Here is a 25634-nt window from a genome sequence, read left to right on the forward strand (position 1 = left end):
GTGTCCAGTCCATCGAGATGATCTTCGGCTGGGTCTCGTAGACGATGTCACCTGCACGGATTCCGCTGGTTCCGCGACCTCACAGCCCGTCCCCGGCGCACTCCGGGAACCCTCACACCCGCCCACCGCCCCTGCTGAGGGCAGCGTTCCCCGCGGGAAACAGATGTGATGCGGTCGGGTAACACCGGCAACGCACGCTCCTGGACATGACCTCGAATACGCGTGTGGTGGTGATCGGCGCCGGGCTCGCGGGCGTCCGTCTCGCCCGGCGGCTCGGCGAGCTCGGCACGCCCGTGACGCTGATCGGCGACGAGGAGCACCGCCCGTACAACCGGGTGCTCCTCGCCGATGTGCTGGCCGGACGGTACAGCCCCGACGTGATCGCGCTGCCGGCCCCCGCGGAGCTCACCCGCGCCCGGGTCACCGGCATCGACCGGGAGGCGCGGACCGTCGAGTGCGCCGACGGTTCCAAGATCGCATACGACCGGCTGGTCCTGGCCACCGGCTCGAACCCGGTGCTGCCGCCCCTGCGCGGGCTGTTCACCCCCGACCACGTCCTGCCGGAGGGCGTCCACGCCTTCCGCACCATGGACGACTGCCTGGGCCTGTCCAAGGCGGTCCGGCCGGGTGCGAAGGCGGTCGTCATCGGCGGTGGGCTCCTCGGGGTCTCCGCCGCCCGGGCGCTCGCCCAGCGCGGCGCCCAGGTGATCCTCGCCCAGCAGTCCGAGCGGCTCATGGAGCGTCAGCTCGACCCGAACGCCTCACAGCTCGTCCGGCGCCATCTGAGCGAGCTCGGCGTCGAGGTCCACACCGACCTGCGGGTGCGTGACGTGCGCTGCGTCAACGGCGCGGTCCGCTCGGTCGAGATGGCCGACGGATACGCCCTCGACGCCGACCTGGTGGTCCTGGCCTGCGGGGTCCGCCCGCGCGCGGGTCTGGCCTGGGGCGCCGGCATCGAGGTCCGCAAGGGCATCGTCGTGGACGACGAACTGCGCACCTCCGACCCGTACATCCACGCCATCGGCGACTGCGCCCAGCACGACGGAAACGTCTACGGGCTCGCCACTCCGGCCCTCGAACAGGCCGAGGTGCTCGCCGAACTGCTGGCCGGGCGGGCGACCGCCCGCTACACCGGCACCCGTTCGCTGACCCGGCTCACGCTGCCCGGTCAGACCGCCTTCGACCTCGCCGCGTTCGGCGAGACGGAGGCACTTCCCGGCGACGACGTCGTACAGCTCGCCGATGCCACCCGAGGTACCTACCGCAAGGTCGTCGTCCGCGACGACCGCCTGGTCGGCGGGGTCCTCGTCGGCGAACTCGGCACCGTCGGCGCGCTCGCGCGCGCCTGGGAGGGAGCAGAGCCGCTCCCCGACGACGGTCCTCTGCTCCACCTGCTCACCAACGATGGAGGCTCCTGATGACCGCCAACAGGGAGACCACTCCCACGATCGTGCTCGTCGGCCACGGCATGGTCGGCCAGCGCTTCCTCGAAGCGCTCGCCGAGCGCGGCCTGACCGCCACGCACCGCGTGGTCGTGCTCTGTGAGGAGCCGCGCCCGGCCTACGACCGCGTAGCGCTCACCTCGTACTTCTCGGGCAAGACGCCCGAGGACCTCTCGATGACCGACATGGAGTTCATCGAGAAGGAGGGCATCGAGCTCTACGTCGGCGACCCGGCTCAGACCGTCGACCGTGACGCCCGCAGGGTGACCGCCCGGTCCGGCCAGGTCTTCGACTACGACATCCTCGTCCTCGCGACCGGCTCGTACCCCTTCGTGCCGCCGGTCCCCAACAAGGACGCCAAGGGCTGCTTCGTCTACCGCACCATCGAGGACCTCCTCGCCATCGAGGAGTACGCCAGGACGCGCACCACCGGTGCCGTGGTCGGCGGCGGTCTGCTCGGCCTGGAGGCCGCGGGCGCGCTCAAGGGCCTCGGACTCACCTCCCACATCGTCGAGTTCGCGCCGCGGCTGATGCCGGTGCAGGTCGACGAGGGCGGTGGCGCGGCGCTGCTGCGGACCATCGAGGAGATGGGGCTGAGCGTCCACACGGGCGTCGGCACGCAGGAGATCGTGGTCGACTCCGAGGGTGCCGTCACCGGCATGAAGCTCTCCGACGGCTCCGAACTCGCCACCGACCTGGTGGTGTTCTCCGCCGGTGTCCGCCCCCGCGACCAGCTGGCCCGCGACTGCGGCCTCACGGTCGGCGAGCGCGGCGGCATCACCGTCGACGAGCAGTGCCGCACGGTCGCCGACCCGCACGTCTTCGCGATCGGCGAGTGCGCCCAGGCCGCCGACGGCCGGGTGTACGGCCTGGTCGCCCCCGGTTACGAGCAGGCCGAGACGGTCGCGGCGACCATCGCCTCGGACGAGGCCTCGTTCCTCGGCGCCGACCTCTCCACCAAGCTGAAGCTGCTCGGCGTGGACGTGGCCTCCTTCGGCGACGCGCACGGCGCGACCGAGGACTGCCTCGACGTCGTCTACTCCGACTCCCGCTCGGGCCTGTACAAGAAGCTCGTCATCGGCCGCGACGGCACGCTGCTGGGCGGCATCCTGGTCGGCGACGCCGAGGCGTACGGCACGCTGAAGGCCTTCACGGGTTCGGTCCCGCCGGTCTCGCCCGAGTCGCTCGTCCTGCCCGCCGGTGCCGGCGAGTCCGTCCAGCTCGGCCCGAGCGCCCTGCCGGACGACGCGATCATCTGCTCCTGCAACAACGTCCGCAAGGGCACCATCCGCGGCGCGGTCACCGAGCACAACTGCACCACCGTGCCCGAGGTGAAGAAGTGCACCAAGGCCGGTACGACCTGCGGCAGTTGTGTCAAGGTCCTCGGCCAGCTGGTCACCGCCGAGCTGGAGGCGTCCGGCGTCGTCGTCGACAAGGGCCTGTGCGGCTGCTTCTCGCAGACCCGCGAGGAGCTCTACGAGATCGTCCTCGCCCTGCGCATCAACACCTACCAGGACCTGCTGGACCGCTACGGCCGCGAGGGCGCCCGGGGCGGCGACGGCTGCGAGACCTGCAAGCCGGCCGTGGCCTCGATCATCGCCTCCCTCGCCTCGACCATCGGTGCCGACGTCTACGTCCTGGACGGCGAGCAGGCCGCGCTCCAGGACACCAACGACCACTTCCTGGCCAACCTGCAGAAGAACGGCTCGTACTCGGTCGTCCCGCGTATCCCCGGCGGTGAGATCACCCCCGAGGGCCTGATCGTCATCGGCGAGATCGCCCGCGACTTCGGCCTCTACACGAAGATCACCGGCGGTCAGCGGATCGACATGTTCGGCGCCCGCGTCGAGCAGCTCCCGCTGATCTGGACCCGGCTGGTCGACGCGGGCTTCGAGTCCGGCCACGCGTACGGAAAGTCGCTGCGTACGGTCAAGTCCTGCGTGGGCCAGACCTGGTGCCGCTACGGCGTCCAGGACTCGGTGCGCATGGCGATCGACCTGGAGCTGCGCTACCGGGGCCTGCGCTCCCCGCACAAGCTGAAGTCGGCGGTGTCGGGCTGCGCCCGCGAGTGCGCCGAGGCCCAGTCCAAGGACTTCGGGATCATCGCGACCTCGGGCGGCTGGAACCTGTACGTCGGCGGCAACGGCGGCGCCACCCCGCGCCACGCGGACCTGCTGGCCCAGGACCTCAGCGACACCGAACTGATCAGGCTGATCGACCGGTTCCTGATGTTCTACATCCGCACCGCCGACCGCCTGGAGCGCACCTCCACCTGGCTGGAGCGGATCCCCGGCGGCCTGGACCACGTCCGGGACGTGGTGGTGGAGGACTCCCTCGGCATCTGCGAGGAGCTGGAGTCGCTGATGACCTCGCACGTCGCCCACTACCGCGACGAGTGGTCCGACACCATCAACGACCCCGAGAAGCTCGCCCGGTTCGTGTCCTTCGTGAACGCGCCGGACACCCCCGACCCGGTCGTCGGCTTCGTGCCCGAGCGCGACCAGATCAAGCCCGACCTGCCCCTGCTGTCCATCGGCATGCGCCCCGCTGAAGACGTCCTGGAAGGAAGCGCCCAGCGATGACCCTGGCACCCGAGACGACCGCCCTGAAGATCCAACTGCGCCTCGACGACAGCTGGTTCACGGTCTGCGACCTGAACGTCCTGCTGCCGGGCCGCGGCGTGGCGGCCCTGCTGCCCGACGGTCGGCAGGTGGCCCTCTTCCGCGACCGCGCGGGCGAGCTGTACGCCATCGACAACCGCGACCCGTTCGGTGGCGCGGCGGTCCTGTCCCGAGGGCTGACCGGCACCCACGAGGGCCGGCCGTTCGTCGCCTCGCCCCTGCTGAAGCAGCGCTTCGACCTGCTGTCGGGGCAGTGCCTGGACGACGAGACGGTACGGATCCCGACGTACCAGGTCCGGGTGTCGTGACCCTCTCCCCGACCACCCTTTCTTGACCGACCGTTCTCATTGGATCTAGGCTGCGACACGTGGCCAGGACCAAGGAGTTCGATCCGGAGGCCGCGCTGCAGGCAGCCCTGGAGCTGTTCTGGCGGCGCGGCTACGAGGCGACGTCCATGTCCGACCTCGTCGAGCACCTCGGCATCGGCCGCGCCAGCCTCTACGCGACCTTCGGCAACAAGCACGAGCTGTATCTGAAGGCACTGGAGCGCTACCAGGAACAGCTCCCGGACCTGCTCGGGGAGCTGTCCCGGCCGGGCCCGGTCCTGCCCGCGGTACGGGCGCTCGTCCGGCGTTACGCGGACGAGGCCACCGCCGAGAACCTGCGCCTGAACGGCTGTTTCATCACCAACACGGCGGCCGAGCTCGCCCCGCACGACCCGGCCGCCGCGCGGCAGGTCGAGCGGAACTGGGACCACGTGGAGACGGTGCTGCACTCGGCGCTGGTCCGCGCCGGGGCCCAGGGCGAGCTCGGGGCGGGCCACGATCCGCTCGCCCTCGCCCGCATGCTGCTGGTGCTGCTCCAGGGCCTCAAGGTGGTGGGCAAGGCGTCCCCGGACCCGGCGCGGGTGCGGGACGCGGCGGAACAGGCTCTGACACTGCTGGACTGAGGGCGGCTGCCCACCGAGGGCCACCGTCCACCGAGGGTCGCCGTTTTTATTTGGCGCCATACTGAACCGTTCGGTCAAGAATAAGGGGAGATCATGACCAGCACGCGTTTCCACGACAGGACCGTTCTCGTGACCGGCGCCGGCTCCGGCATCGGCCGTGCCGTCGCGCTGGCGTTCGCCGCCGAGGGGGCGCAGGTCGTCGTGGCCGGGCGGCGGCGGGAACCCCTCGACGCCACGACGGCCCTGATCGAGGAGGCGGGCGGCAAGGCGCTGGCGCTCACCGCCGACGTCTCCCGGGCCGCCGACGTCCGGGCCGTCGTGGCCGCCGCCGTGGACCACTTCGGCTCCCTCGACGTGGCGGTCAACAACGCGGGCGTCTTCCGGGGCGGGCAGCCGCTGGCCGACCTTTCGGAGTCCGACTGGACCGAACAGCTCGCCATCAACGTCACCGGCGTCTTCCACGCCCTCCAGGCCGAGGTCCGTCAGATGCGGTCCCAGCCCTCCGGCGGCGCGATCGTCAACATCGCCTCCGTCTTCGGCGTCCACGCCCGCCACCCGGGCGCCACCGCGTACGCCGCCGGCAAGGCCGCCGTCTCCGTCCTCACCCGGGGCGCCGCACGCGACCACATCGGCGACGGGGTCCGCATCAACGCGGTCAGCCCCGGTCCCGTGGAGACGGAGATGTCCCTGCTCCCCGGCGAGACGGAGGCCGGGCGCGCCGAGCGCCTGGAGAACTCGGTGCCGCTCGGCCGCGCCTCCACCACGGCGGAGATCGCTGCCGCGGTCCTCTATCTGGCCTCGGACGACGCCGCGTCCGTGGTGGGCACGGACCTGGTGGTGGACAGCGGCAAGACCGCGTGAACGTCCCCGCGAGCGCTAGGACATGAGGTCCCGGGTGTGGGACAACGCCTGCTCGATGGCCGTCAGGAGCCTGTGGTCCCCCTCGACGGTGCGCAGGTCGCTCTGCCAGGCATCGACGGTCCACCATCCGTGACCGGTGAGCTCGGGGACCGGCCAGCGGCCCTCCCGGAGGTCGGCCGGTGGCTCGGGCAGGCGCATCAGCAAGGTGCCCGTCCCCTGGGCGGCGACGGCCGCGACGCCCTTGTGCGCCAGGAGCGGTATGCCGTAGGCGGCGTTCAGGGGCACGCCCAGAGCCAACTCCTGCAGCCGATCCAACAGATCGGGGTGCGCGTGCAGCTGCCACTCACCCAACGTGGAGTCGCCCGGTCCGCCCGGTGGAGCACCCTGCGCCCGCAGGTACTCCAGCAGCGGGGCGTTGAGGGGATGCTTCGGCAGCCTCGTCGGTAAGTCCGGTCGCATGGCGAGTGACCCTAGGCCTTCAGCACGTCGTACGACACTCCCGTGAGCCCCTCGGACGCGGCCCAAAGCCGTTCGCCCGCCTGGTCGTTGCGGGTCCAGGGCGCTCGCCAGGACGGTCCCGGCGACCCGCGCCAGCCCGCGAGGGACGGGCCGGTGAAGGAGTCGGGGGGCACGTCGGGGGCGGTGGCGGCGTAGAGGGTGGGGAGGGCACCCGCCTGCGCCGGCTGGGCGAAGAACCTGTTGCCGACGGCCATGAAGCGCTCGGTGAAGCGGCGGCCCGCCATCCGGGGTCCGGCCGCCTGGAGGTTGGTCGCCGCGTATCCCGGGTGGGCGGCCGCCGCGACGACGTCGGAGCCGTGGGCGGCGAGCCTGCGGGCCAGTTCGTGGGTGAAGAGCAGGTTGGCGGTCTTGGAGCGGGCGTAGGCGACCCAACGGCGGTATCTGCGCTCGCTGTTGAGGTCGTCGATGTCGATGTTGGCCAGGGCGTGCGTCGTGCTGGAGACGGTCACCACCCGCGCGCCCGGGGTGTCGAGCAGCGCGGGCAGCAGCAGCCCGGTGAGGGCGAAGTGGCCGAGGTGGTTGACGCCGAACTGGGTCTCGAAGCCGTCCGCCGTGGTGCCGTACGGCAGAGCCATCACGCCCGCGTTGTTGATCAGCAGGTCGAGCCGGTCGTACGGCAGTGTCCGCGCGAACTCCCGTACGGAGGCGAGATCTCCGAGGTCGAGCCGGGCGAACTCCACCTGTGCGCCCGGCACTTCGGTGACCAGCCGGTCCCCCGCCTCGGTACCGCGCGCCTCGCTCCGGCAGGCGAGCACCACCCGGGCGCCCTTGCGTGCCAGCTCGCGCGCGGTGACGTAGCCGATGCCGCTGTTGGCACCGGTGACGACGGCGGTGCGGCCGTGCTGTTCGGGGATGTGCTGCTCGTTCCAGCCGGAGGGCATGCCCGGGCTCCTTCCCGCCGCTTCGGCGCTTGCCGCCAGCCTGCCCCCGATGGGGCCCGCCGTCGACAGGACGCCGGGAAACCCTGGACTCGCCATGGACCACGCGTTCATGGCCTGTCCATGACATGGCTACCAAGTTCCCCTAGGTTCCCACCCGCACGCTCCCGTCGCCGACCGGTGGCGGGACGGTCACGGCACCCCTTGGAGCGACAGTGGAACGTCGTACCTTCCTCCGTGCGACCGCCATCGGCGGCACCTCCGCCGTCTTCGGCGGCACCCTGTGGCGCGGCGCCGCGTACGCCGCACCGGCCCAGCCCGGCGCGGGCCCCTACGGGGCGCTCGGCTCCCCGGACGCCAACGGCATCAGACTCCCGTCGGGCTTCACCAGCCGGGTCATCGCCCGCTCGGGCCAGACGGTCACCGGAACGTCGTACACCTGGCACAACGCCCCGGACGGCGGCGCGTGTTACGCGGACGGTACGGGCTGGATCTACGTCTCCAACTCGGAGATCAACCCCTCCGGCGGCGCGAGCGCGGTGCGGTTCTCGTCGAGCGGCACGATCACCTCGGCGTACCGCATCCTGTCCGGCACCCGGCAGAACTGCGCGGGCGGCAGGACCCCGTGGAACACCTGGCTGTCCTGCGAGGAGGTCGACCGGGGGTACGTCTACGAGACCGATCCGTGGGGCACGAACGCGGCGGTGCAGCGGCCGGCGATGGGCCGCTTCAAGCACGAGGCGGCCGCCGCCGACCCGGTCCGCCGGGTGATCTATCTGACCGAGGACGAGACGAACGGCCGCTTCTACCGCTTCGTGCCGACGACTTGGGGCAGCCTCGCCTCCGGCACCCTCCAGGTCCTGGTCGCCGGCACCGCCACCTCGGGCTCCTACACCTGGACGACCGTCCCCGACCCGGACGGCTCCCCCACGTCGACCCGCACCCAGGTCTCCGGCTCCAAGTCCTTCAACGGCGGCGAGGGCTGCCACTACGCCGACGACAAGGTCTGGTTCACGACCAAGGGCGACAACCGCGTCTGGCAGCTCAACCTCACCGCGAACACTTACGAGTTGGCCTACGACGACTCCCTGGTCACCTCGGGAACGGCCCCGCTCACCGGCGTCGACAACATCACCGGCTCCCCCTCCGGCGACCTCTACGTCGCCGAGGACGGCGGCAGCATGGACATCTGCCTGATCACCCCGGACGACGTGGTGACACCGTTCCTCAGAATCGACGGCCAGTCCTCCTCGGAAATCACCGGCCCGGCGTTCTCCCCGAACGGCACCCGGCTGTACTTCTCCAGCCAGCGGGGCACGACGGGGAGTTCATCGGGCGGAATCACGTACGAGGTGACGGGTCCGTTCCGCTCATAGGGCTCGCCGCCTCAGCCGACTTTGCCGGGCGGATCACAATGTCCTTACGCGCGACCGGACTTGAGCGGTCACTGTGCGCTTCCGTTCGGTCGCGTCACGTTCGCGTCACGGGTTCTTCACAGCACTTCCACCCACACGGTCTCGCACTACCTTCGGGCACCTCTTGTCACCACCAACCCCGTAAGGACCCGCCGTGAACCTGCTCCGCAAGCCCGGCGCCATCGTCGTCGCCGCGCTGGCCCTCGCCGTCCTGCCCTCAGCCGCCCGGGCGCACGACGGCGGCCACCCGTTCGCCAACTGCACCGAGGCGTACGAGAACGGCTACGCGAACATCCCCGAGAGCGACGAGCACTACGGCACCCATCTGGACCGGGACGGCGACGGCATCGGCTGCGACAGCCCGCCCGCGGACTTCACCCCCGCCAAGGACCAGGAGGCGGAGGCCGCGGCCCCGAAGGACACGGACCTCGCCGAGACCGGCGGCGATGACAACACGCCGTACTTCGCGGCCGCCGGCATGTCCGTCATGCTCGCCGGGGCGGGCGTCCTGGTCGTCGTGAACAGGCGGCGCGCGGACCACCACTGAACGCAGCCCGAAGGGGCGCCACCCCCGCACAAGGGTGACGCCCCTTCCTGGTGATCCGGAACCGGCGCCCATCGGTACTGAGGGTCGGGGACAGGCGTCGGTTCCGGGGTCGTGGTGGCCGTGCGGCCCAGCAGGCCGTACGGCCCTAGCGGTGGTCGCTGCCCGCCGACTGCGAGGCCGCGCGGCCGGCCTCCAGGCGGGCCACCGGGATACGGAAGGGCGAGCAGGAGACGTAGTCCAGGCCGACCTCGTGGAAGAAGTGGACCGACTCCGGGTCACCGCCGTGCTCGCCGCAGACGCCGAGCTTGAGGTCGGGGCGGGTCTTGCGGCCCGCCTCCGCCGCCAGCTTGACCAGGGAGCCGACACCGTCCCTGTCGATCGTCTCGAACGGGCTGACGCCGAAGATGCCCTTCTCCAGGTACGCCGTGAAGAAGGACGCCTCCACGTCGTCCCGGCTGAAGCCCCACACCGTCTGGGTGAGGTCGTTCGTGCCGAAGCTGAAGAACTCCGCCGCCTCCGCGATCTGACCGGCGGTCAGCGCGGCGCGCGGGAGCTCGATCATCGTGCCGATCGTCAGCTTGAGCTCGGTGCCCGTCGCCGCCTCGACCTCCGCGATGACCTGGTCGGCCTCCTCGCGGACGATCTCCAGCTCCTGGACCGTGCCGACGAGCGGGATCATGATCTCCGCGCGCGGGTCGCCCTTCGCGGCCTTCCGCTCGGCCGCCGCCTCCGCGATCGCCCGTACCTGCATCGTGAACAGGCCCGGGATGACGAGGCCGAGGCGTACACCGCGCAGACCCAGCATCGGGTTCTGCTCGTGCAGCCGGTGGACCGCCTGGAGCAGCCGCAGCTCGTTCTCGTGCGGCTCCTGACGGGACTCCGCGAGCGCGACGCGGACCGACAGTTCGGTGATGTCCGGCAGGAACTCGTGCAGCGGCGGGTCCAGGAGCCGGACCGTCACCGGCAGGCCGTCCATCGCCGCGAACAGCTCCACGAAGTCCTGCTTCTGGAGCGGAAGCAGCTGCTTCAGCGACTCCTCGCGCTCGGTCTCCGTGTCGGCCAGGATGAGGCGCTCGACCAGTTCACGCCGGTCGCCGAGGAACATGTGCTCGGTGCGGCACAGGCCGATGCCCTGGGCCCCGAAGCGACGGGCGCGCATGGCGTCCTCGGCGTTGTCCGCGTTGGCCCGCACCCGCAGCCGGCGCTTGCGGTCGGCGAACGCCATGATCCGGTGCACGGCCTCGACCAGCTCGTCGGCGTCCTGCGCACCCGCGTGCATCCGGCCCTCGAAGTACTCCACGACCGGGGAGGGGACGACGGGCACCTCGCCGAGGTACACCTTGCCGCTGGACCCGTCGATGGAGATGATGTCGCCCTCCTCGACGACATGGCCGCCGGGCACCGTCATCCGCCGCCGCTTGGTGTCGACCTCCAGCTCCTCGGCACCGCACACACAGGTCTTGCCCATGCCGCGCGCGACCACGGCCGCGTGCGAGGTCTTGCCGCCGCGCGAGGTCAGGATGCCCTCGGCGGCGATCATGCCGTCCAGGTCGTCGGGGTTGGTCTCCCGGCGGACCAGGATGACCTTCTCGCCGGAGCGCGACCACTTCACCGCGGTGTACGAGTCGAAGACCGCCTTGCCGACCGCCGCGCCAGGCGACGCCGCGATGCCCCGGCCGACCGTCTGGACCTTCGTGTCCTCGTCGAAGCGCGGGAACATCAGCTGGGCCAGCTGGGCGCCGCTGACGCGCTGGAGCGCCTCGGCCTCGTCGATCAGGCCCTGGTCCACGAGCTGCGTGGCGATACGGAAGGCCGCGCCCGCCGTGCGCTTGCCGACCCGGGTCTGGAGCATCCAGAGCTGGCCGCGCTCGATGGTGAACTCGATGTCGCAGAGATCCTTGTAGTGGTTCTCCAGGGTCTCCATGATCTGCATCAGCTGGTCGTACGACTTCTTGTCGATCGACTCCAGCTCCGCGAGCGGGACCGTGTTGCGGATACCGGCGACGACGTCCTCGCCCTGGGCGTTCTGGAGGTAGTCGCCGTAGACGCCCTGGTGGCCGCTGGCCGGGTCGCGGGTGAAGGCGACGCCGGTGCCGGAGTCGGGGCCGAGGTTGCCGAAGACCATCGAACAGACGTTGACGGCGGTGCCCAGGTCGCCGGGGATGCGCTCCTGGCGGCGGTAGAGCTTGGCGCGGTCGGTGTTCCAGGAGTCGAAGACCGCGTGGATGGCGAGGTCCATCTGCTCGCGCGGGTCCTGCGGGAAGTCGCGCCCGGCCTCGGTCTTGACGATCTTCTTGAACTTGGTGACGAGCTTCTTGAGGTCGGCCGCCTCCAGGTCCGTGTCGACGTGGACCTTCTTGGCCGCCTTCGCCGCCTCCAGCGCCTCCTCGAAGAGCTCGCCGTCGACGCCGAGGACCGTCTTGCCGAACATCTGGATGAGACGGCGGTAGGAGTCCCAGGCGAACCGCTCGTCGCCCGCCTGCTCGGCGAGGCCCTTCACCGACCTGTCGGAGAGACCGATGTTCAGGACCGTGTCCATCATGCCGGGCATGGAGAACTTGGCGCCGGAGCGGACCGAGACGAGGAGCGGGTTGTCGGCCTGGCCGAGCTTCTTGCTCATCTGCGTCTCGAGCGCTTCGAGGTGTGCACTCACCTCGTCACGCAGTGCCACGGGCTCCGCGCCGCTCTCCAGGTAGACCTTGCAGGCTTCGGTCGTGATGGTGAAGCCGGGAGGAACGGGGAGTCCCAGGTTGGTCATCTCGGCGAGGTTCGCGCCCTTGCCACCCAGGAGGTCCTTGAGGTCCTTGTTTCCCTCGGTGAAGTCGTAAACGAACTTCGCTACGTGGGGTTCTTTGTTTTCCGACACGGTTCTCGACTCCCTCGAGCACGCGGTGGCTGCCCTGACGACGGGGAACATACCCAGATCGAAGGCGTCTGGGGAGGTCCACTTGCGCGTCATGTGCCTGTAACCACTCGTCCGCCAGCGGATTGAAAGTCAAAGCTTGGCAAGCGACGGGGCCCGGATGTTTTCACTTCTTGAACACAGCGACTCTCGAAGTGGCGGCATATCGCTCACCTGAGCGGCATTCGGCACGCCTGATTTCGATCGATGAACGATCAAGGGGTGGCACCGAGTGCCACCCCTTGGAGAAGTGCAGTCGCTCAAGATCCGCTCATCTGAGCGCTACCCCTATCAGGGGTGGCGAGAATCACGCTGCCACAGGCGCCGGGATTTCACCATGCGGACGGGTGTCCGGACCGAAATACGCCGGTCACACACCGAGCGCGGCCAGCCGCTCCTCGACCCGCTCAGGGGCGTAGAGGTGCTCCACGACCAGCGCCCCCGCCCCCACCAGTCCGGCCCGCTCCCCCAGCCGTGATGTCACGACGTCCAGATGAGCGGTCGAGCGCGGCAGCGCCCGCTGGTACAGCAGCTCCCGGACCCCGGTGAGGAAGGCGGTTCCGGCCAGATCTCCGGCGATCATCAGGACCCCGGGGTTCAGCAGCGTCACCACGGTCGCCAGGACGTCCCCGACCTGCCGCCCGGCCTCGCGGGCGAGCGCGGCCGCCTCCGGATGACCGGCGGTCAGCAGGTCCCGCACATCCGCTCCGGAGGCCGCGGGCACCCCGGCCTCGGCCAGCCGCCGCGCCACGGCGCCACCACTGGCGACGGCGGCCAGACAGCCGCGGGAACCGCACCGGCACAGCGCGTCCGCGCCCACCCGGATATGGCCGATGTCCCCGGCGCCCCCGTCGATGCCCCGGAAGATCGAGCCGCCGACGACGACCCCGGCACCGATGCCGGTCGACACCTTGACCAGCACGAACGCCGAGCAGTCGGGGCAGGACGTGCGCTGTTCGCCGTACGCCATGAGGTTGGCGTCGTTGTCGACGAGGACCGGCACCGCGGCCGCCCCCGTGTGTTCGGTGAAGGAGCGGGCGAGGCGGCCTCTTATGTCGTAGCCGTCCCAGCCCGGCATCATCGGTGGCTGGACCACTCGGCCACTCTCGCTGTCGACCGGTCCCGGCACCGCGAGCCCGATCCCGCAGACCTCGTCCGCGCGGTGGCCCGCCTTCTCCAGCAGTTCGGCGAACCAGCGGCCCAGTTCCCCCAGCACCACGTCCGGCCCGTCCTCGATGACGAGCGTGCCGCTGTGCTCGGCGAGAAGCTCGCCGGTCAGCGACACGACGGCCGCGCGGGCGTGCCGGGTGTCCAGGTCGGCGGCGAGGACGACGGCATGGGCGTCGTCGAACTCCAGGGTGATGGAGGGGCGCCCGCCGAGCGGGGAGTCCACGGGACCGCCGGCGCCCTCGCGCAGCCAGCCCGCGCGGAAGAGCCGGTCCAGGCGCTGGCCGACGGTGGCACGGGACAGCCCGGTGGCCTGCTGGAGCGCGCCGCGTGTGATCGCGCGCCCGCTTCGTACCAGTTCGAGCAGATCGCCGGCGCTTCCCTGACCCCGTCCGGTCATGCGCACCCCCTTGTGTTTCTCAACTCTGCATTACATATTGAGTTTTGCGTGTTAAATAGACGTAACCCTACGGTAGCCACGACCGAACCGGTCGGCCGGACGTCTTTCGGGGAGCCCCGAGTGGATCGCACTGCCCAGCTCACAGCCCGTCTCACAGAACGTGAGTTTGTATACGATCCACCTCCGACCCGGAGTTCGCTGCACAGCAGGGCCGCCCGGGTCCTGGAGGACAACTGGACCGGCACCTCCACAGTGCCCTCACGCGGCCTGTATCCACACCAGTGGTCGTGGGACTCGGCGTTCATCGCGATCGGCCTGCGGCATCTGTCGCCGCTCAGGGCGCAGACGGAACTGGAGACGCTCCTCGCCGCCCAGTGGGACGACGGGCGCATCCCGCACATCGTCTTCAACCCCTCCGTGCCGCTCGACGCGTACTTCCCGAGCCCCGACTTCTGGCGCTCCTCGACCGCGGGGCGCGCTGCGGGCGCCCCGCGCACCGTACAGACCTCGGGCATCGTGCAGCCACCGGTGCACGCGCTGGCCGCGTGGCTGGTGCACTGCTCGGACCCTGGTCTGTCCCGGGCGCGCGGCTTCCTCACCCGGATGTACCCCCGGCTGGCGGCCTGGCACCGCTATCTGCTGCACCGGCGGGACCTGGGCGGCGGGTCTCTGGCGTCCGTCGTGCACCCCTGGGAGCAGGGGATGGACAACAGCCCCTGCTGGGACCTGCCGCTCTCCCGCGTCACCCCCGCCCCCGCCCGCTCCTTCCGGCGCGCCGACCTCGACCACGGGTCGGCGGAGGACCGGCCGACGGATCTGGACTACGGGCGGTACGTGCGGCTGGCGACGGACTACCGGGACGGGGAGTACCGGGACGGGCTGGACGGGAGACAAGGGGGCGGCCGTAGCGAGTTCGCCGTCGAGGACCCCTCCTTCAACGCCCTGCTCATCGCCTCCGAGCACGCCCTCGCCCGTATCGCGCAGGAGCTGGGCGCGACCGGCACGGCCCGGCACGCGCGCGCCGAGCGTCTGACGGCGGCGCTGATCGACCGGCTGTGGGACCCGGCGCAGGGCATGTTCTTCTGCCGGGACGTGCGGGGCGGGGGCCTGATCCCCGAGCGCAGCGTGTCCGGGCTCATCCCGCTCCTGCTGCCGACGCTCCCCCGGGACATCGTCGAGGCGCTCGTCCGTACGGCCGCCTCCAAGCACTTCGGCCTGGGCGGCACCACCCGCCTCGTGCCCAGCTACGACCTTCTCGGCGAGGCCTTCGACCCGCACCGCTACTGGCGGGGCCCGGCCTGGTTCAACACCGGTTGGCTGGTGGAGCGGGGCCTGCGCACCCACGGTGAGCGAGGCCGCGCCGACGCCCTGCGCCGGGCCGTTCTCGACATCGCGGACACCTCGGGCTTCGCCGAGTACGTCGACCCGTACACCGGTGAGGCCTGCGGCGCGACCGGCTTCGGCTGGACCGCCGCGCTCACGCTCGATCTGCTGCACACCGGCACAGCCAAGGGAGGGGACCGGCAATGACGGACCGGCATCATCTGCTCGTGCACGGCGGGACGTTCGCAGCCGTGGGCGACGGCGGAGACATCAGCGGGGTCCGGGGCGGCGTCTCCCCGTCCCCGGAAGGCTTGTTCGTACGCGACGCCCGCCACCTCAGCCGCTGGCAGCTGACGGTCGACGGCGCCGTGCCCGAGGCCCTCACCCCCGTCGCCGACGGCGACACCGCGCGCTGTGTCCTCGTCCCGCGCGGCGGCCGCCAGGAACCGCCCGCGTACACGATCTTCCGCGAACAGGCCGTGGGCGACGGCTCGTTCATCGAGTCCCTGCGCGTCACCAGCAACCGCCCGACGCCGACCACGGTCCGGCTCGCGGTCACCGCCGACGCCGACTTCACCGACCAGTTCGAACTCCGCTCCGACTACCGCACCTACCCGAAGACCGGAGCCACCCGCTCCCGGGAAGTCCTCGACGCGGGCGTCGAGTTCACCTACCAGCGCGGCGAATGGCGTTCCCGTACGACGGTGACGGCCGAGCCCGCTCCGGACGGCGTCGAGGAGACGGGCACCGGAGCCCGGCGCCTGGTCTGGACGCTGGAACTGGAGCCGCACGGCACGGCGGAACTGACGCTGCGGGTGATGGCACGGCCCCACGGCGACAAACGGGCCCTGCGAGTGCCCCAGTCACCGGCCGCGCTGAACGCACAACTCCTCGCCATGGAAGGCGAGTTCGTGGAGGGCGCCGCCTTCCCGACCGGCTGGCCCGAACTGGCCGCCGCGTGCGCGCGTGGCCTCGCCGACCTCGCCTCGCTCCAGGTCCCGGCGACCGGACCGGACGGCGAGGAACTGCGCGTCCCGGCCGCCGGCGCGCCCTGGTTCCTGACCCTGCTGGGCCGCGACGCGCTGCTCACCTCGCTGTTCGCCCTCCCCTACCGCCCCCAGCTGGCCGCCGCCACCCTCCCCGCGCTCGCCGCGGCCCAGGCCACGGAGGTCGGCGCGGACTCGGTGGCGCAGCCCGGAAAGATCGTGCACGAGGTGCGGCACGGGGAGCTGGCGCACTTCGGCCAGGTGCCGTACGGGCGTTACTACGGCTCGGTGGACGCGACGCCGTTGTTCCTGGTGCTGCTCGGGGCGTATGTGGAGCACACCGGGGACGTCGCGATGGCCCGGCGTCTGGAGTCCCATGCCCGGGCGGCGATCGGCTGGATGCTGGACCACGGCGGGCTGACCTCGCGCGGATACCTCGTGTACCGCGCCGACCAGGGCGGGCTCGCCAACCAGAACTGGAAGGACTCGCCCGGGGCGATCTGCTGGGCCGACGGGACGCGGGCGAGCGGGGCGGTGATGGCGGCCGGGGCGCAGGGGTACGCGTACGACGCGCTGCGGCGCACGGCCTGGGTGGCGCGGACGGTCTGGGCGGACGAGACGTACGCGGCGCTCCTCGAACAGGCCGCGGGCGATCTGCGGGACCGTTTCCAGCGGGACTTCTGGATGCCGGACCGGACGTTTCCGGCGCTGGCGCTGGACGGCGAGGGACAGCAGGTGGACGCGCTGGCCTCGGACGCCGGGCATCTGCTGTGGTCCGGGCTGCTGGACAAGGAGTACGGGGAGGCGGTGGGGCGGCGGTTGCTGGAGCCGGACTTCTTCTCCGGGTGGGGGGTGCGGACGGTGGCGGCCGGGCAGTCGGCGTATCACCCGCTCTCGTATCACCGGGGGTCGGTGTGGCCGCATGACAACGCGCTGATCACGCTGGGGCTGGCCCGGTACGGGCTGCATGACGAGGCGCGGGTGGTCGCGCATGCGTTGGTCGACGCGGCGACGGCCACGGGGCATCGGTTGCCGGAGGTTCTCGCGGGGTACGGGCGGGACTCACACCCGGAGCCGGTGCCGTATCCGCATGCGTGCGTGCGGGAGTCTCGGTCCGCGGCGGCGCCGTTGGCCTTGCTGACCGCGGTAGGGGGTGCCTAGAAGGGTCTTCCGGCGGGTGCGGGTTGTCTGTGGCTGGTCGCGCAGTTCCCCGCGCCCCTTTAGGTGGGTGCAGTTGCCCTTGGCCAGGTGTTTGCTGCCTGTTTGCCCAGTGCTGTGAACGGCCCTTGTGAGAGAGCCGTACGGGAATGTGCCAAGTTCCGTACGGAAGGACCCTCGGGTGGCCGTCACTCTGCGCACGCCCCAGTTGCCGGATGCACCCGCGCCTTCTGCGCGTCCGCCGATCCTCCGGTGGACGGTCACCGCGCTTGCCGCGCTGCTCGTCCTCGGGGCGTTGCTGTTGCCGAACGCCCTGGGGGCGCTGAAGCCGAATCGGTTCACCCGTATCCCCGCCGAGGCGATCCTCGGGGCGGCGGTGGCGTTGTGGTTGCCGCGCCGTCCTCGGGTGATCGTGGCGGTGGTGGCCGGGGTGGGGCTCGGCGTGCTGACCGTGCTGAACGTGCTCGACATGGGGTTCCGGGAGTATCTGGGGCGGGGCTTCAACCTGGTGCTCGACTGGGAGTTGCTGGACGACGCGCAGTCGTATGTGGCGGATTCGATGGGCGGGACGTTCGCGGTGCTGGCCGCCGTCGGGGCGGTCGTGCTGGTGCTGCTGCTGGTGGGGGTCATGGCACTGGCGACGGTGCGGCTGAGCAACGTCCTGGTGGCGAGCAGACCGATCGCCGCGCGGGGCACGCTCATCGCGGCGCTGGCGTGGATCACCTGTTACGCGCTCGGGCTGCAGATCGCCGGGACGCCCATCGCCTCCGACCGGGCCGCCGACGCGCTGAAGATCCAGGCGCGGCGGGTGGCGGACACGGTCCGGGACGAGGCGGCGTTCGCGAAGGAGGCGAAGGCGGACACGTTCGGGGCGACGCCGGGTGCGCAGTTGGTGCCCGATCTGCGGGGCAAGGACGTGATCTTCACGTTCATCGAGAGTTACGGCCGTAGCGCGATCGAGGATCCGGTCATGGCGCCGGGGGTGGACTCGACGCTGGCGGCGCGGACGAAGGCGTTGGACAAGACGGGGTTCCATGCCAAGAGCGGGTGGCTGACGTCGGCGACGTACGGGGGCAGCAGCTGGCTGGGGCACTCGACGTTCCTGTCGGGCCTGTGGATCGACAACCAGCAGCGGTATCGCACGGTGACCTCCGGGGAGCATCTGACGCTCACCAAGGCGTTCCAGAAGACCGGTGACTGGGACACGGTCGGGGTGATGCCGGGGATCCAGAAGGGCTGGCCGGAGGCGAAGTACTACGGCCTGGACAAGGTCTACAACGCCTTCCAACTCGGTTATCAGGGGCCGAAGTTCAGCTGGTCGACGATGCCCGACCAGTATGCGCTGGAGGCCTTCCAGCGCCTCGTCCACGGCAAGAAGCGGGACAAGCCGCTGATGTCGGAGGTCATCCTGACGTCGAGTCACCAGCCGTGGGCGCCGATCCCGAAGCTGGTGGACTGGGACCGGCTCGGCGACGGTTCGGTCTTCGACGCGATCCAGAAGGCCGGCAAGAACCCCGGTGACATCGTCACCGACTCGACGAAGTCCCGTGAGGAGTACGGCAAGTCGATCCAGTACTCGGTGACGGCCCTCACCCAGTGGCTGGAGCGCTACGGCACCGACGACACCGTTCTCGTCTTCCTCGGCGATCACCAGCCCATCGCCCGTGTCAGCGGCGACCACGCCAGCCGGGACGTGCCGGTCTCGATCGTGGCCAAGGACCCGAAGGTCCTGGACAAGATCGCGAACTGGAACTGGACCGACGGTCTACGCCCCTCCCACAACGCCCCGGTCTGGAAAATGAGCTCCTTCCGCGACCGCTTCCTGACGGCCTACGGCTCGACCCCACACCCGTCAAAGGACTGAGGTTCTTTCGCCCCCGCCGCCCCTACCCGTCCCATCCCTGGGGGCTGCGCCCCCAGACCCCCGCTGTCGGCCCCGAAAGGGCCTCGTCCTCAAACGCCGGACGGGCTGAAAAACGCGGACCACCGCCGAGAAACGAAGCCCCCGGCGGGCGGGTGGGGGCTTGGGACGGGGATTGCCTGGACCTGCGTCGAGAGGTGGAGGGGTCGGCGCCCCCTCGTGACGCGCCCCGGCGGGTGGGTGGAGGTTCGAGACGGCGAGCCCTCGTGTCGCGCCCCGGCGGGCGGGTGGCGTTCGGGACGGCGTCAGCCCCTCCGGCGTTTGAGGAGCGGGGGTCCAGGGGGCCGCGCCCCCTGGGGGCGGGGTCGAAGGGGCGGCAGCCCCTGGGGATGGGAATGGGTAGGGGCGGCGGGGGCGAGAAACCTCAGTCGTCCGTCGGCGTTCCCGGGTTCGTGTAGAGGATGTCGCGGGCCTGTTCCGCCGCTCGGGCGATGCTTTCGGAGACGAAGTCGAGGAAGCGGGCGATGTTTTCGAGGCGGACCGCGGCCGGGGTGTCGGGGCCGAGGACGGTGACGCCCTGGCGGGCGATCTCGACGATCTGGGCGGTGGAGCGGGCGCTGGCCATCATGGACCGGTACCAGATGTCGTCGTCGACGACATAGCGCTCACGGCGGCGCCCGTCGCGCTCCCGGCGCACCATGCCCTGACTCTCCAGGAAGGTGATCGCCTTGGAGACGGAGGCAGGGCTGACGTTCAGACGCTCGACGAGATCCGCGGCGGTCAGACTGCCGGTGTCGGTGAGGGTGATACAGGCCATCACGCGGGACATCATCGTGGGCATACCGGAGCCCATCATGACGGTCGTGAACGTCTCCTCGTACTCGCGCACCGCCTCGGCATCCCGCCCATGGGCCTGCTCCGGCGCCCGCGCGTCCCGCGTCGTGCTCGGCCGGCGCCGATGGGCACGGCGCTCGGTGGCGCGATGGGCCGCCTCGGCGCGGTAGCCGCTCGGACCGCCGTTGCGCATGACTTCCCGCGTGACCGTCGAGGTCGGACGCTCCAGACGGCGGGCGATCTCCGCGTAGGCGAGTCCGTCGGCCAGCCCCAGCGCGATCTGCTGACGCTCCTGCTGGGTGAGCCTGCCTCCCGGCATCGGGGCCTCCTTCGTGCGCCGCGGAAACCTGAAGCATAGGCGGCAGCCAACGCAACGACTCCCCGCCGTCCACCTGCCGTTACGGCAACCGGACGCAACAGGTTCGCCGCTCCGCGCCCCCCTCAGCCGCCCGACGTGTCCAGTTCCGCGTCCTCGCCGATGCCCGCGCAGTCGTACGGGTCCTTGAGCCAACCGTCCGGCAGGACAACCCTGTTGTTCCCCGAGGTCCGTCCACGCGGCCCGTCGGCGCCCGCCGGCCAGGGCTGGTCGAGGTCCAACTCGTCGAGACCGGAACGGAGTTCCTCCAGGGAGGAGGTGATGGCGAGGCGCTTGCGCATCTCCGAGCCGACCGCGAAGCCCTTGAGGTACCAGGCGACGTGCTTGCGGAAGTCGATGACACCGCGGGCCTCGTCGCCGATCCACTCGCCGAGGAGCGTGGCGTGCCGGACCATCACGTCGGCGACCTCACGCAGGGCGGGGCGCGCGATGTCCTCGGTACGGCCTTCGAAGACGGCCACGAGGTCGGAGAAGAGCCACGGCCGCCCCAGGCACCCGCGTCCGACCACCACTCCGTCGCAGCCGGTCTCGCGGACCATCCGCACCGCGTCCTCGGCCGACCAGATGTCACCGTTGCCGAGGACGGGGATCTCCGGCACATGCTCCTTGAGCCGGGCGATCGCGTCCCAGTCCGCGGTGCCGCCGTAGTGCTGGGCGGCGGTGCGGCCGTGCAGCGCGATGGCCGTCACGCCCTCCTGCACGGCGATCCGGCCGGCGTCGAGGTAGGTGATGTGGTCGTCGTCGATGCCCTTGCGCATCTTCATCGTGACGGGGAGGTCACCGGCCCCGCTCACCGCCTCGCGCAGGATCGCGCGCAGCAGATTCCGCTTGTACGGCAGTGCCGAGCCGCCGCCCTTGCGCGTCACCTTGGGGACCGGGCAGCCGAAGTTCAGGTCGATGTGGTCGGCGAGGCCCTCGTCCGCGATCATGCGGACGGCCTTGCCGACGGTCGCCGGGTCGACGCCGTACAGCTGGATCGAGCGCGGCTTCTCGGTCGCGTCGAAGTGGATCAGCTGCATGGTCTTCTCGTTGCGCTCGACCAGCGCCCGGGTGGTGATCATCTCGCTCACGAACAGGCCCTTGCCACCGCTGAACTCCCTGCACAGGGTGCGGAAGGGCGCGTTGGTGATCCCGGCCATGGGGGCCAGGACGACGGGCGGCTGCACGGTGTGCGGCCCGATCTGCAGGGTCGTGTTCGAGGTGGGAGCGATCGTGGGCATTCCCCCATTGTGGCGTACGGCGGCCCGTGCCCGGCCGACTGATCTTGTACCGACCATTAGTTAGACGCACTATCGATGTCGGCGTACGATGGCTCGCATGCCCGAGTCCAGCTTCCGCCGACGTCTGCTGGTCCTCGCGATCTGCTGTATGAGCCTGCTGATCGTGAGCCTCGACAACACCGTGCTGAACGTCGCCCTGCCGTCCATGCAGCACGAACTCGACACCACCACGTCGGGTCTGCAGTGGACCATCGACGCGTACACGCTGGTGCTCGCCTCGCTCCTGATGCTGGCCGGCTCCACGGCCGACCGGATCGGCCGCAAGCGGGTCTTCGTCGCGGGCCTGGTCGTCTTCACGATCGGCTCGGTGCTGTGCTCGATGGCCCCGAACCTGGAGGCGCTGGTCGCCTTCCGCATGGTGCAGGCGGTGGGCGGCTCGATGCTCAACCCGGTCGCCATGTCGATCATCACCAACACCTTCACCGACCCCCGTGAGCGGGCCAGCGCGATCGGGGCGTGGGGCGCGGTCGTCGGTATCTCCATGGCGGCGGGACCGCTGGTGGGCGGACTGCTCGTGGACACCGTCGGCTGGCGCTCGATCTTCTGGATCAACGTCCCGGTCGGTCTCGCCGCCCTCCTGCTCACCCTCCGCTTCGTCCCCGAGTCCCGCGCCCCCAAGGCCCGCCGCACCGACCCGGTCGGCCAGCTCCTGGTGATCGCGCTGTTCGGCTCGATGACGTACGCGATCATCGAGGCGCCGAACACCGGGTTCGGCGCGGTCCTGCCGTACGCCGTGCTGGCGCTCGCCGCGCTGATCGGGCTGCTGGCGTACGAGCCCCGGCGTGCCGAGCCGCTGATCGATCTGCGGTTCTTCCGGTCGGCGCCGTTCAGCGGGGCCACGGTGATCGCGATCAGCGCGTTCGCGGCGCTGGGCGGGTTCCTGTTCCTGTCGACGCTGTACCTGCAGAACGTCCGCGGTCTCGACGCGATGCACGCCGGCCTGTGGATGCTGCCGATCGCGGCCCCCGCGTTCCTGTGCGCCCCGCTGTCCGGACGGCTGGTCGGCCGGCACGGACCGCGGCTGCCGCTGCTGGTCGCCGGCGTCTCGATCACCGCGAGCGGGGTGCTGTTCGCCGCGTTCGACGCGGAGACGTCCAACGGCACCCTGCTGATCGGGTACGTGCTGTTCGGCGTCGGCTTCGGCTTCGTGAACGCGCCGATCACGAACACGGCGGTGTCGGGGATGCCCCGGTCGCAGGCGGGCGTCGCCGCGGCGGTCGCTTCCACGAGCCGGCAGCTGGGGCAGACGCTGGGAGTCGCCGTGGTGGGGGCCGTGCTGGTGGCGGGCGTCGGGTCCTCCTCGTACGCCGACACGTTCGTCTCCGCCTCGGTGCCGGCCTGGTGGATCATCGCCGGGTGCGGGCTCGCGGTGCTGGTGCTGGGTGCGGTGACGAGCGGGGCCTGGGCCCGTGGGACCGCTCAGCGGACCGCCGAGCGGCTGGAGTCGGTCGAGGTGCGCGAGGCGGCGAGGGTGGGCGCGTAGTCCGGCGGGTGCGGGTGCGTCGTGGCTGGTCGCGCTCGCGCGGCGGAGCCGCATACCGCTGCAGCCCCGCGCCCGTGAGCGGGTCCGGCTGTACGCGGCGCCTGGCGTTGGACCTCGCCGTCGCGCCTGAAGCCGGTACCGGCCTGCGTACGACCGGAGCCGACCGCTGACGCGGTGGATCAGGACGACCTGGCGACCGCGATCGCGTGCAGTTCCTCCAGCCGCTTCCGCGACTCCTCGTCCGCCGGCGTGTACGTGACCATGCGCGGGCCCAGGTCCGGCCCGAGCCACAGGTCGGTGTGGATGACGGAGACCCGGCCGACGTAGGGGTTGCGGAACTCCTTCTGCTTGCTGCGGTGCGAGACCACCTCGTGCCGGTCCCACGCCTCGCAGAACTCCGGGGACTCCGCGCGCAGCCGCTTCAGCAGCATCTTCCAGGCGGGTTCGGCGAGATGGTTGGCCATGGCGGCGCGCAGCCGGGCGGCCATGAGGCGGCGGGTCTCCTCCAGGTGCACGATCGACCCGGCCCACTCCTCGTTCGTGTAGCAGAGGACCATGCAGTTGCGGTCCTCCGGCGGCACCGCGTCCAGGTCGCACAGGAGCAGGCCGTAGGTGCGGTTGTGGGCGAGGATGTCGTAGCGGCTGTTCTGCACACAGGCCGGAAGCGGCTCCAGCTGCTCGATCAGCTGGCGCAGTGCGGGGGTGATCGACGGGCAGCTGGTGGCCGGCGTCGGGTCCGCCGCCCCGGCGAGCTGGAAGAGGTGGGCGCGTTCGCTCGGGTCGAGCAGCAGGCTGCGGGCGAGGGCGTCCAGGACCTGCACGGAGACCTGGATGTCCCGGGCCTGCTCCAGCCAGGTGTACCAGGTCACGCCGACCGCGGAGAGGTGGGCGACCTCCTCGCGGCGCAGACCGGGGGTGCGGCGCCGGCGGCCGCGGGGCAGGCCGACCTGCTCGGGCGTGATGTGCTCGCGGCGGTGGCGCAGGAACGCGGCGAGCTCGTGCCGCCGGATGTCCGCGGGAGCCGCCGTCATTGTCTCCTGGACCGTCATCGTCATGCCTCCAGCGTGCCGCCCCGCGGACCCTGTTTCCAGGTACTCCTTCTACCAGGATAAAGACACTCTGGTACCCGTCTGACGGGAAGCGGAGGCTGGTCTCCGTGAGTACCCAAACCACCATCCCAGGCCAGGTCCGCACCGCGAGCGCGCCACCCGTGCTCGGCGGCCTCGGACTCTTCACCGTGCTGCTCGGCGCGGCACTCCCCCTCATCGACTTCTTCATCGTCAACGTCGCCCTGCCCACCATCGGCCACGACCTCGCGGCGAGCGAGTCGGTCCTCGAACTCGTCGTCTCCGGCTACGGGTTGGCGTACGCCGTCCTCCTGGTCCTCGGCGGGCGGCTCGGCGATCTCTTCGGCCGCCGCCGGCTCTTCCTCGGCGGCATGGCGGCCTTCGGACTGACCTCGCTGGCCTGCGGGCTCGCCCCCACCGCGTGGACCCTGGTCGCGGCCCGGGTCGCGCAGGGCGCGGCGTCCGCGGCGATGCTGCCGCAGGTGCTGGCGACGATCCAGGCGGCGACGGCGGGACAGCGGCGCGCGAAGGCGATGGGCCTGTACGGCGCGACGGCCGGTCTGTCGATGGTGGCGGGCCAGATCCTCGGCGGGGTCCTGGTCGCGGCCGACATCGCGGGCACGGGTTGGCGCTCGGTGTTCCTGGTGAACGTCCCGGTCGTCCTCGTGGGCCTGTTCCTGGCCGCCCGTGCCGTCCCGGAGACCCGCTCGCCGAACCCGGAGCCGGTGGACGGCCCGGGTACGGTCCTGCTCGCCGCGTCCCTGCTCGCGCTGCTGGCCCCGCTGACCGAGGGCCGTTCCGCGGGGTGGCCGCTGTGGACGTGGCTGTCGCTGGTGGCGTTCCCGTTCGTGGCAGCGGCGTTCTACGCGGTGGAGCGCGGGGCGGACCGGCGGGGGCGGACACCGCTGGTGCCGCCGAGCCTGTTCCGCCTGGTGTCCCTGCGGCGCGGGCTGGTGATGATCGTGCCGTTCTCCATCGGCTTCAGCGGCTTCATGTTCGTGATCGCGGTGGCGCTCCAGCAGGGCGCGGGGCTCGGCCCGGTGCGGGCGGGGCTCGCGCTGGCTCCGATGGCGGTGGTGTTCTTCTTCGTCTCCCTCGCGGGTCCGCGGCTGGTGACGAGGTACGGGACCCGTGTGGTGACCGCGGGCGCCGGGATCCAGGCGGTGGGCGTGGGCCTGATGGCGCTGGTGGCGTGGCGCTCCTGGCCGGACCTGGGCCTGGTGGAGTTGCTGCCCGGAGCGGCGATCGCGGGGGCGGGGCAGGCCCTTCAACTCCCGGTGATCTTCCGGATCGTGCTCTCCGAGGTGCCGACCGCGAGGGCGGGCGTGGGCAGCGGGGTCATGGTCACCACCCAACAGTCCGCTCTGGCCCTGGGGGTGGCGACGCTCGGCACCCTGTTCCTGTCCCTGACCCCGGGGTTGGGCATGCGGGACGCGCTGGTGACGACACTCCTGGTGCAGCTGGTGGGCGTGGCCCTGACCGGGCTGCTGAGCCTGCGGCTGCCGAAAACGGTCGGGTGAGGCGGTTCAAGGATCGACGAACTTGCCGTGAAGAAACCGCTGTTG

19 protein-coding genes are annotated in these 25634 nt (G+C 71.1%); 12 read left to right on the plus strand and 7 right to left on the minus strand.

Going from position 1 to position 25634, the window contains the following annotated elements:
* Positions 1-206 precede the first annotated feature (206 nt).
* The 5 genes from OG381_RS17115 to OG381_RS17135 all read left to right on the plus strand — a co-directional run bounded on the left by OG381_RS17115 (position 207) and on the right by OG381_RS17135 (position 5873).
* Positions 207-1418 (plus strand): NAD(P)/FAD-dependent oxidoreductase, encoded by a 1212-nt coding sequence (locus tag OG381_RS17115; protein ID WP_327716963.1) that lies wholly within the window; start codon positions 207-209, stop codon positions 1416-1418.
* Entirely contained in the window at positions 1418-4024 is a 2607-nt protein-coding gene (gene nirB, locus OG381_RS17120; RefSeq protein WP_327716964.1) for a nitrite reductase large subunit NirB, read from the plus strand. The genes OG381_RS17115 and nirB overlap by 1 nt, the downstream gene beginning before the upstream one ends.
* On the plus strand, positions 4021-4371 hold the full coding sequence (nirD, locus tag OG381_RS17125; protein WP_266827337.1) for a nitrite reductase small subunit NirD: 351 nt from the start codon (positions 4021-4023) through the stop codon (positions 4369-4371). The genes nirB and nirD overlap by 4 nt, the downstream gene beginning before the upstream one ends.
* 59 nt (positions 4372-4430) lie before the next feature.
* Positions 4431-5012 carry a TetR/AcrR family transcriptional regulator gene (locus tag OG381_RS17130; RefSeq protein WP_327716966.1) on the plus strand — a complete coding sequence of 194 codons (582 nt, stop codon included), beginning with the start codon at positions 4431-4433 and terminating at the stop codon, positions 5010-5012.
* A 93-nt stretch (positions 5013-5105) separates the two neighbouring features.
* Positions 5106-5873, plus strand: a complete 768-nt coding sequence (locus OG381_RS17135; protein ID WP_327716967.1) for an SDR family NAD(P)-dependent oxidoreductase — start codon at positions 5106-5108, stop codon at positions 5871-5873.
* A gap of 15 nt (positions 5874-5888) precedes the next feature.
* On the opposite strand, the gene OG381_RS17140 is transcribed toward OG381_RS17135, so the two are convergent.
* Positions 5889-6332, minus strand: coding sequence for a hypothetical protein (locus OG381_RS17140; protein ID WP_327716968.1), 444 nt, complete (start codon positions 6330-6332; stop codon positions 5889-5891).
* An 11-nt stretch (positions 6333-6343) separates the two neighbouring features.
* Positions 6344-7273: an oxidoreductase gene (locus tag OG381_RS17145; RefSeq protein ID WP_327716969.1), complete on the minus strand. Its 930-nt coding sequence runs from the start codon at positions 7271-7273 to the stop codon at positions 6344-6346.
* Between the two features lie 212 nt (positions 7274-7485).
* On the opposite strand from OG381_RS17145, the gene OG381_RS17150 reads away from it, so the two are divergent.
* Positions 7486-8646 carry an alkaline phosphatase PhoX gene (locus OG381_RS17150; protein ID WP_327716970.1) on the plus strand — a complete coding sequence of 387 codons (1161 nt, stop codon included), beginning with the start codon at positions 7486-7488 and terminating at the stop codon, positions 8644-8646.
* 193 nt (positions 8647-8839) lie between these two features.
* Complete coding sequence (locus tag OG381_RS17155) at positions 8840-9232, plus strand: excalibur calcium-binding domain-containing protein (protein WP_327716971.1); 393 nt, start codon at positions 8840-8842, stop codon at positions 9230-9232.
* 145 nt (positions 9233-9377) lie between these two features.
* On the opposite strand, the gene ppdK is transcribed toward OG381_RS17155, so the two are convergent.
* Positions 9378-12098 (minus strand): pyruvate, phosphate dikinase, encoded by a 2721-nt coding sequence (ppdK, locus tag OG381_RS17160; RefSeq protein ID WP_327716972.1) that lies wholly within the window; start codon positions 12096-12098, stop codon positions 9378-9380.
* A 406-nt stretch (positions 12099-12504) separates the two neighbouring features.
* Positions 12505-13701, minus strand: a complete 1197-nt coding sequence (locus OG381_RS17165; protein WP_327716973.1) for an ROK family protein — start codon at positions 13699-13701, stop codon at positions 12505-12507.
* Positions 13702-13821: 120 nt separating this feature from the next.
* Between OG381_RS17165 and OG381_RS17170 the strand changes: the two genes are divergently transcribed.
* The 3 genes from OG381_RS17170 to OG381_RS17180 all read left to right on the plus strand — a co-directional run bounded on the left by OG381_RS17170 (position 13822) and on the right by OG381_RS17180 (position 19032).
* Positions 13822-15231, plus strand: a complete 1410-nt coding sequence (locus OG381_RS17170; RefSeq protein WP_327716974.1) for an MGH1-like glycoside hydrolase domain-containing protein — start codon at positions 13822-13824, stop codon at positions 15229-15231.
* Complete coding sequence (locus OG381_RS17175) at positions 15228-17171, plus strand: amylo-alpha-1,6-glucosidase (RefSeq protein ID WP_327716976.1); 1944 nt, start codon at positions 15228-15230, stop codon at positions 17169-17171. The genes OG381_RS17170 and OG381_RS17175 overlap by 4 nt, the downstream gene beginning before the upstream one ends.
* 205 nt (positions 17172-17376) lie before the next feature.
* Complete coding sequence (locus OG381_RS17180) at positions 17377-19032, plus strand: CDP-alcohol phosphatidyltransferase (RefSeq protein WP_327722481.1); 1656 nt, start codon at positions 17377-17379, stop codon at positions 19030-19032.
* Between the two features lie 421 nt (positions 19033-19453).
* On the opposite strand, the gene OG381_RS17185 is transcribed toward OG381_RS17180, so the two are convergent.
* Together OG381_RS17185 and dusB are read right to left on the minus strand one after the other, a co-directional pair.
* The gene (locus tag OG381_RS17185) at positions 19454-20182 is read right to left on the minus strand and encodes a GbsR/MarR family transcriptional regulator (protein ID WP_327716977.1); all 729 of its coding nucleotides are present in this window, start codon (positions 20180-20182) and stop codon (positions 19454-19456) included.
* A gap of 122 nt (positions 20183-20304) precedes the next feature.
* Positions 20305-21459 (minus strand): tRNA dihydrouridine synthase DusB, encoded by a 1155-nt coding sequence (gene dusB, locus OG381_RS17190; RefSeq protein WP_327716978.1) that lies wholly within the window; start codon positions 21457-21459, stop codon positions 20305-20307.
* 97 nt (positions 21460-21556) lie between these two features.
* Here dusB and OG381_RS17195 point away from each other — a divergent pair, with 97 nt between their 5' ends.
* Positions 21557-23002 carry an MFS transporter gene (locus OG381_RS17195; RefSeq protein ID WP_327716979.1) on the plus strand — a complete coding sequence of 482 codons (1446 nt, stop codon included), beginning with the start codon at positions 21557-21559 and terminating at the stop codon, positions 23000-23002.
* Between the two features lie 179 nt (positions 23003-23181).
* On the opposite strand, the gene OG381_RS17200 is transcribed toward OG381_RS17195, so the two are convergent.
* The gene (locus tag OG381_RS17200; protein ID WP_443061902.1) at positions 23182-24057 is read right to left on the minus strand and encodes a helix-turn-helix transcriptional regulator; all 876 of its coding nucleotides are present in this window, start codon (positions 24055-24057) and stop codon (positions 23182-23184) included.
* 101 nt (positions 24058-24158) lie between these two features.
* Between OG381_RS17200 and OG381_RS17205 the strand changes: the two genes are divergently transcribed.
* Entirely contained in the window at positions 24159-25589 is a 1431-nt protein-coding gene (locus tag OG381_RS17205; protein WP_327716980.1) for an MFS transporter, read from the plus strand.
* The last annotated feature ends 45 nt before the right edge of the window (positions 25590-25634 follow it).

This window comes from Streptomyces sp. NBC_00490 (assembly GCF_036013645.1).
GTDB lineage: Bacteria > Actinomycetota > Actinomycetes > Streptomycetales > Streptomycetaceae > Streptomyces > Streptomyces canus_F.

Bases quoted from the DNA above. Each gene is read 5' to 3' on its own strand.
- OG381_RS17115 (WP_327716963.1), top strand. From the start codon at position 207: ATGACCTCGAATACGCGTGTGGTGGTGATCGGCGCCGGGCTCGCGGGC.
- nirB (WP_327716964.1), top strand. From the start codon at position 1,418: ATGACCGCCAACAGGGAGACCACTCCCACGATCGTGCTCGTCGGCCAC.
- nirD (WP_266827337.1), top strand. From the start codon at position 4,021: ATGACCCTGGCACCCGAGACGACCGCCCTGAAGATCCAACTGCGCCTC.
- OG381_RS17135 (WP_327716967.1), top strand. From the start codon at position 5,106: ATGACCAGCACGCGTTTCCACGACAGGACCGTTCTCGTGACCGGCGCC.
- OG381_RS17140 (WP_327716968.1), bottom strand. From the start codon at position 6,332: ATGCGACCGGACTTACCGACGAGGCTGCCGAAGCATCCCCTCAACGCC.
- OG381_RS17145 (WP_327716969.1), bottom strand. From the start codon at position 7,273: ATGCCCTCCGGCTGGAACGAGCAGCACATCCCCGAACAGCACGGCCGC.
- OG381_RS17165 (WP_327716973.1), bottom strand. From the start codon at position 13,701: ATGACCGGACGGGGTCAGGGAAGCGCCGGCGATCTGCTCGAACTGGTA.
- OG381_RS17175 (WP_327716976.1), top strand. From the start codon at position 15,228: ATGACGGACCGGCATCATCTGCTCGTGCACGGCGGGACGTTCGCAGCC.
- OG381_RS17185 (WP_327716977.1), bottom strand. From the start codon at position 20,182: ATGCCGGGAGGCAGGCTCACCCAGCAGGAGCGTCAGCAGATCGCGCTG.
- dusB (WP_327716978.1), bottom strand. From the start codon at position 21,459: ATGCCCACGATCGCTCCCACCTCGAACACGACCCTGCAGATCGGGCCG.
- OG381_RS17195 (WP_327716979.1), top strand. From the start codon at position 21,557: ATGCCCGAGTCCAGCTTCCGCCGACGTCTGCTGGTCCTCGCGATCTGC.
- OG381_RS17200 (WP_443061902.1), bottom strand. From the start codon at position 24,057: ATGACGATGACGGTCCAGGAGACAATGACGGCGGCTCCCGCGGACATC.